Raw genomic sequence first — 13,237 nt, forward strand, 5'->3', positions numbered from 1 at the left:
TATGCCTCAGAAAGATAAGCAAGATTTTGTGTGTTTGAGGACTGGTACGCTAAAATATAGATAGGTTTTGAGCAAATTGGACAGGAGTGATGGAAAATGGCAATTGAAAATCCAAGCAGAGAGGAAATTGGCAAAATATTAAAAAAGGCCAAGAGAATTGCAGTCGTCGGATTAAGCGATAATCCTCAACGAACTTCCTACATGGTATCTCGAGCGATGCAGGCAGCCGGCTATGAAATCATACCAGTCAATCCAACTGCTGATGAAATACTTGGTGTTAAGGCTGTCAAGACATTGAAAGAAATTGAAGGACACGTGGATATTGTCAATGTCTTCCGCCGCTCTGAATATCTAATGGGGGTTGCAAAGGAATTTGCTGAGATTGATGCAGATGTCTACTGGGCACAGCTGGGACTTGAAGACGAAGAAGCGTATCACTATTTAAAGGAAAAGGGCTATACCGTGATCATGGACAGATGCATCAAGGTAGAGCATGCAATAACAAAATAATCACCTTAATGCGTGAGGACATATGTTCTCACGCATTCTCTTTTAACTGGGATTATTATGGTCCATAATGAATAGATACCTATATCGTGTTGGCAGGGGGATAGATATGGAATTTCTGAATAAACAGCTGGCCCAGGAAATCGTCGACAGGACGATGAGAATCATCGACAGGAATATCAATGTCATGGACCATCGTGGCGTAATTATCGGGTCAGGCGATCAGGCTCGTATTGATGACATCCATGAAGGAGCGAAAATTGTCATCAGCCAGGGGACAGGATTCGAAATAACGGAAGAGAAAGCTGAACAACTGCATGGCGTCAAAACTGGTATTAACCTGCCTATCTTTTTCGATGAAAAAATCGTCGGTGTCATAGGCATTACAGGACCGCCCGAAGAAATCCGCAGCTTTGGAGAACTTGTTCGCATGGCTGCTGAATTAAGCCTACGGCAAGCCGTACTGATGAATGAAATCCAGTGGGATGAGCGCCTTAAGGAAGAGCTTGTCAGCCAAATCATCCACTTTGAAGGGAAGCTTGATCCGCTTTTCCTTGAAAGGTCTGCCCGGCTTGGCATCGATTTGGATTTGCCAAGGGCGGCAATCGTCCTATTGACTTCTGACCGCAAGAAAACCTATTCCTATATAAAGGGCAGACTTGAAAAAGAAGATCTTTTGCTAATGCAGCAGGATCGAATCATCATTTTAAAAAGTCTGCCTCCTTATAAGTCGGGGCAATATCTTCTTAAAATAGCAGAAGGCTGGCATACTGGCATCAGCCGGACAACCGGTTTGCAGGTGAAGATCGGCATTGGTCAATATCAGAGCGGCTTAGCTGGCCTGGCAAAGTCGTATCAGCAAGCGGACCATTCTCTGGCAGCCGGCCGAAAACTTGCTTCAAAAGAAAGCATCTATCCTTTTGAGCATTATTATCTTCCGGTATTCTTGCTGACTGCATCTAAAGCCGGGCTTACGGAAGGAATCCATCCTCTTTTTCAGGAGTTGAAAAAGAAGGATTCAAAGGGAGAACTCGCAGAATCGTTAAGGATATTGATCGAGACAAACGGAGATATGAACACAGCTGCCCAAAAGCTGTATATCCACAGGAATACGCTTCGCTACCGGCTTGATAAAATCACCGAAATTACAGGGAAGGATCCGCGCAAAACGACTGATTTGCTGCATCTTTATTTATCCTACCTGACCAGTGAGCTGCAATGAAATTTGTGCAAATGCACAAAAGACCTGTACTAATACAGGTCTTTTTTTGATGATTTGACTAATGTAAAACCCAAAGGCAGCGCTTACAATGGAGGTACAAACAGATTAAAGGAGGAAACATCGTGGATATTCAGGTAAGCGCTTTCGGTGCCATCGTAGCCCTAATCGTTGCAATTTTCCTAATTTTAAAGAGAGTATCACCAGCATATGGAATGATCGCTGGTGCCCTTATTGGCGGCCTGGCAGGCGGAGTTGATATCACGAACACCGTTACTTTGATGATGGAGGGTGCAAAAGGGATCATCCCCGCTGTACTGAGAATCCTGGCAGCCGGTGTGCTTGCAGGTGTCCTGATTGAATCAGGAGCAGCCGCGGTAATTGCAGAAACAATCGTCAAAAAAGTTGGGGAGACTCGGGCGTTGCTTGCACTGGCAATCGCGACCATGATCCTTACTACAGTTGGAGTCTTTGTTGACGTTGCAGTGATCACAGTTGCACCAATCGCCCTGGCGATCGCAAACAGAGCAGGAATTTCCAAAACAGCTATATTGCTGGCAATGATTGGCGGCGGAAAGGCCGGCAATATCATGTCACCTAATCCAAATGCCATCGCAGCGGCTGATGCGTTTCAAATCCCACTGACATCAGTCATGGCGGCAGGAATCATACCGGCTGTATTCGGATTGACCGTAACCTACATTTTAGCTAAAAGGCTTGTGAACAAAGGTTCAAAAGTGACTGCAGAGGAAAGCGAAACAGCAGTCAAAGGCAAGCACCCGCTTATAGTTCCGGCTATTGTCGCACCATTGGTGACAATTTTCCTTCTCGCACTTAGACCGTTATTCGATATCAACATCGATCCGATGATTGCACTCCCGGCAGGCGGCATTGCAGGTGCGCTGGCGATGGGCCGCATCAGGCAGATCAATGATTATGCCATTGCAGGTCTCGGGAAAATGTCAGGCGTAGCCATCATGCTGCTTGGTACAGGCACCCTGGCAGGCATCATCGCAAATTCAGGATTGAAGGATGTCTTGATCAATGGACTTGATGCACTTGGTCTTCCTGCATTCGTTCTTGCACCCGTATCCGGTATCTTCATGTCAGCGGCGACTGCGTCCACTACTGCAGGCACGGCAGTGGCTTCACAGGTGTTTGGCTCAACCATCCTTGAAATGGGCGTAACAGCACTTGCTGGGGCAGCAATGGTACATGCGGGTGCAACTGTCCTTGACCACCTTCCGCACGGCAGCTTCTTCCATGCGACTGGCGGAAGCGTCAACATGGACATCAAGGAACGATTAAAGTTAATCCCTTACGAAACTGCAGTTGGTCTGACACTGGCAATCGTCTCAACTTTCATCTTTGGTATTTTTAAGTTTTTTGGATAAAAAACAGACAGTCTGGATTGATCTCCAGGCTGTTCCTTTCATAACACTCCATCATTTCAGACAAGGAGAAGAGGAGCATGAAAATTGTAATAGCACCAGATTCATTCAAAGAGAGCCTGACAGCGCTTGAGGCTTCACTGGCAATAGAAAATGGCATGAAAAAGATTTTTCCTGAAGCGGAATTCATCAAAGTTCCAATGGCTGACGGGGGAGAAGGGACCGTACAATCCCTTGTCGATGCTACCGGAGGCAAAATCATCTCAAAGACTGTAACAGGACCACTCGGGGATCCGGCTGAAGCGTTTTTCGGGATTTCAGGGGATGAATCGACAGCAGTCATTGAAATGGCTGCCGCTTCCGGAATTCATCTTGTTCCAGCAGAAAAAAGAAATCCCTTGATAACGTCAACAAGAGGTACAGGAGAACTGATCGCTGCTGCTCTTGACTATGGTGTAAAGCGTATCATCATCGGAATCGGAGGGAGTGCCACCAATGATGGGGGCGCAGGAATGGCAAAGGCTCTAGGCATAAAATTGCTTGATGCTTCGGGAGAGGAAATCGCAGAAGGCGGTGGTTCTCTTCGTTCCCTGGCAAGGATTGATGTTTCCCGTGCGGACGCACGTTTGGCATCGGTAAAAATAGAGGTCGCCTGCGATGTCGACAATCCATTGACAGGTCCAAGAGGTGCTTCTGCGATTTTCGGACCGCAAAAGGGAGCGACACCTCTTATGGTAAAAGAACTGGATGATAACCTTCATCATTTTGCTGCTATCATTCGCAGAGACTTAGGAAAAGATATCGAACCCATCCCTGGGGCAGGGGCTGCAGGAGGCCTTGGTGGCGGACTCCTGGCCTTCCTGTCAGCCGAACTGAAACGCGGAGTCGATATTGTCATTGAAGCGACCAGACTCGAAGAACATATTCAGGATGCTGATTTTGTCATTACCGGGGAAGGCAAGATTGACGGCCAGACGATCTTTGGCAAAACACCAATTGGCGTAGCGAAAACAGCTAAAAAACACCAGGTTCCTGTCATCGCGATTGCGGGAAATGTCTCGCCTGACAGCCATGTAGTACACGAGCATGGAATCGATGCTGTTTTTAGTATCGTCCCGGGAGTTGTCACTTTAGCAAATGCGTTTGAAAATGCAAACATATATGTAGAAAGACTATCAACAAATATTGCATCTGTTATCAAACTAAGTAAATAGCTTATGTAAAAGTAAAAACGAAAAGCCGCAAGCTGTTAATCAGCTTTGCGGCTTTTTGATGTTTAATAAGAACTGATTTCGAATAAATATAAACTAGGTAATTGCTAAAACTAAAAAAGCACCTTTAAAGGTGGCTTTGGTTGCAAGTATTTGTATTAAGATCTGGTACATAGTAAAATGAAAGTTGGCTTAAAAACCAAAGTTAGTCTAGACACAAAAATTCTAACATAACAATAACACAAAATTACTTAATTGTCAATTGAGACTCATCAGCATAACCCTGGGAGTGATTTTATGGATGAAAAACAGAGGACTGCGCTAAAACAGGAGCAGAATCGCGTCGATGCGATCACTAAAGAAATCGATAAAAAAGCGGCTAAATGGAAAGAGAGCTCTACCGGGGTTGGTTCAGATGCTCTGGAAATCAGGAAGACCTTCTGGGAAGATGTAACGGTCAATTTTGATGAGGCTGATGATGTTGCAGAAACCTTTACCAGCATCAAGCAGCAGGCAGCCCTTCTTTCCGAACGTGAGCGGACTCAGACCCAGATGATCAAACAGCTGGAGACCTTATCGCGTTTAAGATTCTCTCCGTATTTCGGCAGGATCGATTTCAAAGAACAAGGAGAAAGCAATACAGAGAAAATCTATCTTGGCATCGCTTCCCTAATGGACGAGACCGAGGAGAATTTTCTGATTTACGACTGGAGAGCACCGATTTCCGGCCTTTATTACGATTACTCACCAGGACCGGCTCAATATCAGACCGAAACTGAGACCATTGAGGGTACAATGGAATTAAAACGCCAGTTTGTCATCAAAGGCGGCAAAATCAAAGCAATGTTTGAAACAGGAGTTACCATTGGAGACGAAATGCTCCAGGAAGTACTGGGGAACAATGCTGATACTCAAATGAAAACAATCGTTGCCACGATTCAGAAAGAACAAAACCAAATAATCCGAAATGATAAGAGCAGCCTGGTCGTCGTCCAGGGTGTCGCAGGCAGCGGCAAGACGTCAGCCGCCATGCAGAAGGTCGCCTATTTGCTGTATCGGTACAGAAACATCATCAAATCAGAAAACATCATGTTATTCTCACCTAACCCTTTGTTCAATAGCTATGTTGCCACTGTATTGCCCGAGCTTGGCGAGGAAAATATGCAGCAGGCAACGTTCCAGGAGTATTTGGCAACGAGATTCGGAGGCCAGTATGAACTGGAAGATCCGTTTGAACAAATGGAATATTTGCTTGAAGCAAAAAAAGATGAACATTTTTACAACAGGGTTGAAAGTATCCGCTTTAAATCCAGTCTTGAATTTAAAGAGTTGCTGGACACTTATATTGAGAAATTAACTAAGGAAACCCTTAGTTTTAAAAATATTGGCTTTAAAAAAAGGACCATCATTTCCGGGCAAGAAATTGCTGAGTACTACGATTCACTTGACGGAAATATTTCAATACCAAACAGAATTCAGCTGGTAAAGGAATGGCTTCTCATACAGCTTAAGAAGAAAGCCAAGGTGGAACAATCAAAAGAATGGGTTGAAAAGGAAATCCAATTCCTTGAAAAAGAAGATTATCTTGAGTCCTTCAAACACAGCCAGCAAAAGCAGGGAAACGACGATGATACCTTCCATGATTATGACAGAGAACAGCGCTGGCTGTCTGAAGTGGTTGTGAAAAGGCGGTTCAAACCACTGTTCAACCTAGTGAAGAAATTGAAATTCATTAACATACGATCGATTTATATTGACTTTTTTAAAGAGTACCAACATAAAACAGATAACCTGCCTGTTAACTGGTCTACTTCATGCGCTAAAACCATTGCTAATCTCGAAAATCGTTTCATCGCATATGAGGATGCAACTCCTTTTCTTTATCTTCAGGATTTAATCGAAGGCAGGAAGTCCAATACATCCATCCGTCATGTATTCATTGATGAAGCCCAGGATTATACACCTTTCCAGTTTGCCTATATAAAAATGCTGTTCCCTTACAGTAAGATGACCCTGCTTGGGGATATAAACCAGGCCATTTATTCAGGGCCTACAGGGGCACCGGCCATCCTCGCCCAACCTGAACTTGACTTTGGGGAAAGGGAGACCTACAGTCTGACCAAGACATACAGATCAACCAGGCAAATCGTTGAGTTTACCCGTCAGCTCATCGAGGGAGGCGATATGATCGAGCCCTTCAACAGGCCTGGTCCAAAACCTGTCGCCATACAAACACGTGACCCTAAAGGCCACATTAACAAAGTGAATGATTTGATAGAACAGCTTCAAAAATCTGGTCACAAGAACATCGCGGTCATATGCAAAACAGCAAAAGAGAGCAGGACTGCATTCACTGCAATCAAGCAAACCCATGATGTACGGCTGATCGAGAAGGGAACATTGACTTTCGAGAATGGAACTAATGTGGTACCGACTTATTTGGCCAAGGGGATTGAGTTTGATGCGGTGATCATTTATGATTCATCCTCTTATACAAGAGATGAAGAAAGAAAATTGTTTTATACAGCTTGCACAAGGGCCATGCATGAACTATACATTCTGTCTGCCGGGCAATTGAGCCCGCTCATTGAGCAGGTTGACAAAAATCTTTATGAAATTAGATAGAAAACGCCGCCAGATTAATGATCTGGCGGCGTTCTTGTTATCTGAACCATCTTAGCATGGTTTTATCTCGCTGGTTGAAGGTTGAACCTTCGGTATTCGCTTCCTGCAGCGCGAAATTTACATCGATCAAGCCATTTCCATAATCAGTATCTTTTCCTCTCCTGCCAAGATCAATTGCTGAGCTTTTTATAATCCTGATGACCTCTTTGTTATCCAAATCTGGATTTGCGGATTTAATCAATGCCGCAAGGCCGGCCACATGGGGTGCCGCCATAGAGGTTCCTGACAGTGCAGCGTATTCCTGGTTAAAGTAGGTGCTCGGGATATACACACCAGGTGCTGCGATATCGATATAATCGCCATGGTTTGAAAATTCCGCCCTGTTCCCATTGTAATCCACAGCAGCCACACTTAACACTTCAGGGAAAGCTGATGGATAGGTCGGCTGATCGGAGCCATCATTCCCGGCAGCCGAGACCATGACTGCACCTTTGTCGTAAGCATATCGGACGGCCTCCTCAAGTACCTTGGATGGCTGGTAGTTGCCAAGGCTTAAATTGATGACATCCGCTCCATGGTCTACCGCCCAGACAATCCCTTTTGCAATATCAAAGGTCGTGCCATATCCTTTAGCTCCCATTGCTTTAATGGGCATGATTTTATTGTACCAAGTCATGCCGGCAATGCCCTCATTGTTATTCGTCTCAGAAGCGATGATCCCGGCTACATGTGTTCCATGGCCATTGTCATCATCTGGTTCAGCTCTTTCATTTATGACGTTGTATCCTTTGACAAGCCTATTTTTTAAATCAGGATGATCAAGGTCAACTCCAGTATCCACTACCGCAATTTCTATTTCTTCTTTACCGCGAGTCACCTGCCAGCCCTGTTCTGTACCGATGACTGGCAAATTCCATTGATATTTTTCCTGATAAAGTAAATCATTTGGCCCATTCACTTGATTTTGCATTAAAATGTAGTTGGGCTCTGCATACTCAATGTTTGGTCTTTGCTGAAAGTAATCAATCATCTCCGGAGTTTCCATCGATGTCGACCTGAATACATAAATGTCATCTTGATGCTGTTTTATGACCCAGCCTTTTATGCCTGTAGTGATTTCATCAATTTCCTCCGCACTTGGCTGATGGACAAAATCAACTGCAGCCTCATGATCATAATAGTGGCTGGTGTTCTTTTTATTATGATAAATGAGGGTGACCTCATTTTGTTGATCCAGCTGGTTTTTGATTCTTTCTCCCATTTGCACATTATTGATTTGAACAGTATTGATCTTAGCTATGGGCCTGCCTAGGCTGTCTGAGTTTGCCATGGTTCGCTGTCCGGCAGACTGCCCTGCGTTTTGTCTGCCTTTCGAATCACTTCTGAATACTCCTCCTGCTGTAAGGGCCAGGAGAAGCATGAATGACACCGCAAGTATAATAACCCTCGTTCTCTTCATATCAGTAGCCCCCGTAAAAATGAGTTTGTTCTTATATTGCAGTTCAGCTTGCGAAAATAATGACGGGAATCACTGGTAGTTGCCAAAGGCAGACTAATCGAGAAAAATGGGTAAAATGACATAAAAAACAATCAGGCAAGTCTCCAAAAAGCCGATTTTTTATGACAAAATTCCAATTAATTCTTTAAATCCGTTTGCCAAATCTGAATTAATCGCTACAATTAAGCATAGACGCCATTCTTATGGTAAAATAAAAAGAGAACAGATGTTCCGCATCGGAAGAAAAGCAACTAAAACAGCCGCTTCTTTTTACTGAATGAGGAATACTTAACGGATTCATTGACACTATACATAAAAACCGTCAATGTTGTTTGCAAGAAATGAAAGGGGTATGTTCGTGGCAAGAAATCAGCAAGCTTTTGATTATAATGATGATGCCATACAGGTATTAGAAGGCCTGGAAGCCGTACGTAAAAGACCAGGCATGTATATTGGCAGTACTGATACGCGAGGACTTCATCACCTCGTATACGAAATCGTTGATAACTCGGTTGACGAAGCGCTCGGCGGATACGGAAACCAGATCATAGTTAAAATTCATAAAGATAATTCCATTAGCGTCCAGGATAAAGGACGAGGCATGCCTACAGGGATGCACAAATTAGGCAAGCCTACTCCGGAAGTCATCCTTACCGTCTTGCACGCAGGCGGAAAGTTCGGGCAGGGCGGATATAAAACAAGCGGAGGCCTTCATGGTGTAGGTGCATCGGTTGTCAATGCATTGTCCGAATGGCTGGTTGTGACGATTAAAAGAGATGGCTTCGTCTATGAACAGCGGTTTGAAAATGGAGGAAAACCGGTCACTACGCTTGAAAAGATTGGAAAGACAAACCAGACAGGAACAACAATTCACTTTAAACCTGATCCTGAAATCTTTTCAACCTTGACTTATAACTACGACACACTCTCTGAACGTCTTAGAGAGTCCGCTTTCCTGTTAAAAGGGTTAAAAATAGAACTAATCGATGAACGCAATGATGCGAAGGATGTTTTTCATTACGAAACAGGCATTGAGGCTTTTGTTGAATACCTGAATGAGGAAAAGGACGTCCTTCATCCTGTTGTCAGCTTTGAAGGGGAATACAGCAAAATCGAAGTGGAATTTGCCTTTCAGTTCAATGATGGCTATTCAGAGAACGTTCTGTCCTTTGTAAACAATGTCCGAACGAAAGATGGCGGGACCCATGAGGCAGGCGCCAAAACAGCGATGACACGTGTATTCAATGAATATGCGCGTAAAGTCGGCCTCCTTAAGGACAAGGATAAGAATCTCGACGGCGCGGATATCCGTGAAGGACTAGCCGGAATCGTGTCAGTACGCATTCCTGAAGAACTTCTTCAGTTCGAGGGCCAGACTAAGGGAAAGCTTGGAACAAGTGAAGCACGGTCGGCGGTTGACTCTGTCGTTTCTGAGCACCTTTCCTACTTCCTGGAGGAAAATCCGGATATCAGTACGATGCTGATCAAAAAATCCATCAAAGCTTACCAGGCGAGAGAAGCTGCCCGAAAGGCACGCGAGGACGCGAGGAGCGGCAAGAAAAAGAAACGCTCTGATGCAATTCTTTCCGGTAAATTGACACCGGCGCAATCTAAAAACCCTGCCAAAAATGAACTTTATCTTGTAGAGGGAGATTCTGCCGGCGGTTCAGCCAAGCAGGGGCGTGACAGGAAGTTCCAGGCTGTACTTCCTCTGAGGGGTAAAGTCATCAATACCGAGAAAGCCAAACTGCAGGACATTTTCAAGAATGAGGAAATCAATACAATCATCCATGCCATTGGCGCAGGTGTAGGTTCGGATTTCAATGTCGATGACATCAATTACGACAAAATTGTCATCATGACAGATGCTGATACGGATGGTGCCCATATCCAGGTCCTGTTGTTGACGTTTTTCTATCGCTATATGAAGCCGCTTATTGAATCAGGCAAGGTATTCATTGCCCTTCCGCCGCTATACAAAGTCAGCAAAGGAACAGGCAAGAAAGAAGTCATTGAGTATGCCTGGAGCGATGAAGAGCTTAAAGATGCGATGAAGAAAGTGGGAAAAGGCTATATCATCCAGCGCTATAAGGGTCTGGGCGAAATGAATGCAGACCAGCTGTGGGAAACAACGATGGATCCTGAGACCCGTACCCTGATCCGCGTAAGGATCGATGACGCTGCAAGAGCAGAACGAAGAGTCACGACTCTTATGGGCGATAAAGTCGAACCGAGGCGGAAATGGATTGAATCCAACGTGGCATTCGGTCTCGAGGAAGATGGAAACATTCTAGAAAATGAAAACATTTCAGTTACAGAGGAGGTTGCTGGCGAATGAGTTCAGTTGAAAAGTTTCGTGACCTCCCTTTAGAAGACGTACTGGGCGACCGGTTCGGACGCTACAGTAAGTATATTATCCAGGAACGTGCCCTCCCTGATGCCAGGGATGGACTAAAGCCTGTTCAGCGCAGGATTTTATACGCGATGCATGTGGAAGGAAATACAAGCGAAAAAGGCTTCAGGAAATCTGCCAAGACCGTCGGAAACGTAATTGGCAATTATCACCCGCACGGTGACTCTTCTGTATACGAAGCTATGGTCCGTATGAGCCAGGATTGGAAAGTACGGAACTATCTTGTTGAAATGCATGGGAACAACGGAAGTATCGATGGTGACCCGCCTGCAGCTATGCGTTATACCGAGGCGCGGTTATCCGCCATTGCTGGCGAACTGTTAAGGGACATTGAAAAGAGGACCGTTGAATTCATTCCTAATTTCGATGACACCTCCAGCGAGCCAACTGTTCTTCCAGCTATGTTCCCGAATTTGCTGGTCAACGGTTCGACAGGGATTTCCGCAGGCTATGCTACTGATATTCCGCCACACAACCTGGCTGAGGTAATTGATGGTGTCATCATGAGGATGGATAATCCTGCTTGTACGATCGAAGACTTGATGAATGTCATCAAGGGCCCGGATTTCCCAACAGGGGGAATCATCCAGGGGGTCGAAGGCATCAAGAAAGCCTATCAGACAGGTAAAGGAAAAATCATCGTCCGCGGAAAGGCTGAGATCGAGGACGTAAGGGGCGGAAAGCAGCAAATCGTCGTCACTGAAATCCCATATGAGATCAATAAGGCGAACCTGGTCAAACGAATTGACGAATTCCGCCTTGACCGCAAAGTTGAGGGCATTTCCGAGGTTCGTGACGAGACAGACCGAACAGGGCTGCGTGTTGTTATCGAGCTGAAGAAAGATGCGGATGCCAGCGGAGTCTTGAACTACTTATATAAAAATAGTGATTTGCAAATCACTTATAATTTCAATATGGTCGCAATCAACAAAAAAAGACCAGTATTGATGGGGCTTGCCGAGTTGCTGGATGCCTACATCGACCACCAGAAGGATGTAGTGACAAAGCGCTCCCAATACGACCTGCAAAAAGCCCGGGACCGTCAGCATATTGTGGAAGGTCTCATGAAAGCCTTGTCCATCCTTGACGAAGTCATCGCAACCATCAGATCTTCAAAGGACAAGCGGGATGCAAAGGATAACCTGATCAAGAAGTTCGAATTCACAGAGGTCCAGGCTGAAGCGATCGTTTCCTTGCAGCTATATCGATTAACGAATACCGATATAACGGCACTGCAGGCGGAAGCACAGGAGCTCGCGAAGAAAGTGGACGAACTCACTGCTATTCTCGCAAGCGAGAAAAAGCTCTTATCCGTTATCAAAAAAGAATTAAAAGACGTCAAAAAGCGATTTGCCGATGAACGCCGCACAAGAATCGAGGAAGAAATTGAAGAAATCAAAATCAACCTCGAGGTATTGATCGCAAGTGAAGACGTGATTGTTACTGTCACAAAGGATGGCTATGTTAAACGGACAAGCCAGCGTTCGTATGCCGCATCAAATGGACAGGATTTTGCGATGAAGGATACAGACAGGCTCCTTTCCCAGCTAAATATGAATACAAAGGACGTTCTCCTGCTGTTCACCAATAAAGGCAGCTATCTGTATCTGCCTGTCCATGAACTTCCGGATATCCGCTGGAAGGATCTCGGACAGCATGTAGCAAACCTTGTTCCGATTGATCGCGACGAGGAGATCATAAAAGCAATCCAAGTCACGGATTTTGACCAAAGCGTGTACCTGACATTCGTGACAAAGAACGGCATGGTGAAGAAGTCAGAGTTAAATGCCTATAAAGCTCAGCGGTACTCCAAGCCTTTGACAGCCATTAATGTTAAAGGCGATGATCGGGTGATTGATGTCCATATCACTGATGGAAGCAAAGACCTGTTCCTTGTTTCAAACCTTGGTTATGCACTATGGTTCAGTGAAGAAGAAGTGGGCCCAATTGGAGTCAGGGCTGCTGGGGTTAAAGGAATGAACCTGAAGGACGGCGATTATGTCGTTGGTGGCAAAGTCATTGATCCTGAACAGATGCAATCCATTGTCGTCGCAACACAGCGTGGTGCTGTGAAGAAGATGAAGCTTACTGAATTCGAAAAAACCACACGTGCTAAACGCGGTGTTGTGACACTCAGGGAACTAAAAGCCAACCCGCACAGAATCATTGGCGCAGAGGTTGTAGAAGATCAGGATGAAATCTTCTTCCAGTCTGAAAAGCAGCAGATCGTATCACTTAAAGCATCAGAGTTGAGGTTCAGTGATCGTTATACGAATGGATCATTCCTCGTGGATGAAAGTGAATCCGGAAAGTTGATAGAAATCTGGAAAAGCGGGAACAAACAGGAAGCAGAATAGAAAGTTGAAAAAACAC

General features: G+C 45.0%; 8 protein-coding genes. 7 read left to right on the forward strand and 1 reads right to left on the reverse strand.

Translation table 11 applies throughout. From position 1 onward, the window contains the following. Positions 1–96 precede the first annotated feature (96 nt). The 5 genes from EJA10_RS14545 to helD all read left to right on the forward strand — a co-directional run bounded on the left by EJA10_RS14545 (position 97) and on the right by helD (position 6,953). Entirely contained in the window at positions 97–510 is a 414-nt protein-coding gene (locus EJA10_RS14545; protein ID WP_125480750.1) for a CoA-binding protein, read from the forward strand. A 106-nt stretch (positions 511–616) separates the two neighbouring features. Beyond that, entirely contained in the window at positions 617–1,729 is a 1,113-nt protein-coding gene (locus EJA10_RS14550; protein WP_170169151.1) for a sugar diacid recognition domain-containing protein, read from the forward strand. Between the two features lie 122 nt (positions 1,730–1,851). Continuing rightward, a complete protein-coding gene (locus EJA10_RS14555; RefSeq protein WP_125480752.1) occupies positions 1,852–3,120 on the forward strand; it encodes a GntP family permease in 1,269 nt (422 codons plus the stop codon). Positions 3,121–3,197: 77 nt separating this feature from the next. After that, on the forward strand, positions 3,198–4,331 hold the full coding sequence (locus EJA10_RS14560; protein WP_125480753.1) for a glycerate kinase: 1,134 nt from the start codon (positions 3,198–3,200) through the stop codon (positions 4,329–4,331). A gap of 294 nt (positions 4,332–4,625) precedes the next feature. Next, positions 4,626–6,953, forward strand: a complete 2,328-nt coding sequence (helD, locus tag EJA10_RS14565) for an RNA polymerase recycling motor HelD (RefSeq protein ID WP_125480754.1) — start codon at positions 4,626–4,628, stop codon at positions 6,951–6,953. A 37-nt stretch (positions 6,954–6,990) separates the two neighbouring features. Here the strand turns inward: helD and EJA10_RS14570 are convergent, their stop codons facing one another. Beyond that, the gene (locus EJA10_RS14570; RefSeq protein ID WP_125480755.1) at positions 6,991–8,412 is read right to left on the reverse strand and encodes a S8 family peptidase; all 1,422 of its coding nucleotides are present in this window, start codon (positions 8,410–8,412) and stop codon (positions 6,991–6,993) included. A 397-nt stretch (positions 8,413–8,809) separates the two neighbouring features. Here EJA10_RS14570 and parE point away from each other — a divergent pair, with 397 nt between their 5' ends. Further along, complete coding sequence (gene parE, locus EJA10_RS14575) at positions 8,810–10,789, forward strand: DNA topoisomerase IV subunit B (protein WP_125480756.1); 1,980 nt, start codon at positions 8,810–8,812, stop codon at positions 10,787–10,789. Beyond that, complete coding sequence (gene parC, locus EJA10_RS14580; RefSeq protein ID WP_125480757.1) at positions 10,786–13,221, forward strand: DNA topoisomerase IV subunit A; 2,436 nt, start codon at positions 10,786–10,788, stop codon at positions 13,219–13,221. The genes parE and parC overlap by 4 nt, the downstream gene beginning before the upstream one ends. Positions 13,222–13,237: the final 16 nt, after the last annotated feature.

The sequence above is a fragment of the Mesobacillus subterraneus genome, from assembly GCF_003937825.1.
GTDB classification, from domain to species: domain Bacteria; phylum Bacillota; class Bacilli; order Bacillales; family Cytobacillaceae; genus Mesobacillus; species Mesobacillus subterraneus.